The sequence below is a fragment of the Halorhodospira neutriphila genome (assembly GCF_016584055.1).
Classification (GTDB): domain Bacteria; phylum Pseudomonadota; class Gammaproteobacteria; order Nitrococcales; family Halorhodospiraceae; genus Halorhodospira; species Halorhodospira neutriphila.
Window position 1 is genome coordinate 1 of the sequence record NZ_NRSH01000286.1, and the last position, 524, is coordinate 524.

Genomic DNA, 524 nt, shown 5'->3' on the forward strand with positions numbered 1-524 from the left:
GCGGGGGAGCCGATCTCCCGCCGGGCCGCCGCCCTGGGGGCGGGGCTGGCCCTGGCCGGGGCCGTCTACATGACGCTGCTGCCCTTCGAGTTCGCCGACCTGAGCCTGGAGCAGGCGTGGGCGGCCTACTCGGCGATCCGCCTCGATACCCCGATCGATGCCGACCGTGTCCAGTGGGCGGCCAATATCCTGCTCTTCCTGCCCCTGGGGTTCTTCTGGGCCGCGTGGCTGACCCACGGCGTAGGCGGCCGCGCTGCCCGCGGGCTCCTCGCCCTGGCGGCGGTGCTGGTCAGCCTGGCGGCGACCTGCGCCGTGGAGTTCCTCCAGGTATGGCTGCCGTACCGCCAGCCGGCGATCGCCGATATGTCGGGGAACCTGCTCGGCGGCGCCCTCGGCGCCGCCGCCTGGCTCGCCCTGCGCCCCCACCTGGGGGCGTGGCTGCGCACGCTGCGCGGCGGCGGGCTGCCGGCGCTGCGCCTGGCGCTGCTCGCCTACGCCCTCGTCTACGTGGCGCTCGGCCAGCT

At 75.8% G+C, this 524-nt stretch carries 1 protein-coding gene; it reads left to right on the plus strand.

The window, feature by feature from the left end:
- A partial coding sequence (locus CKO13_RS12495) for a VanZ family protein (protein WP_200261486.1) occupies positions 1-524 on the plus strand: 524 nt, incomplete at both ends.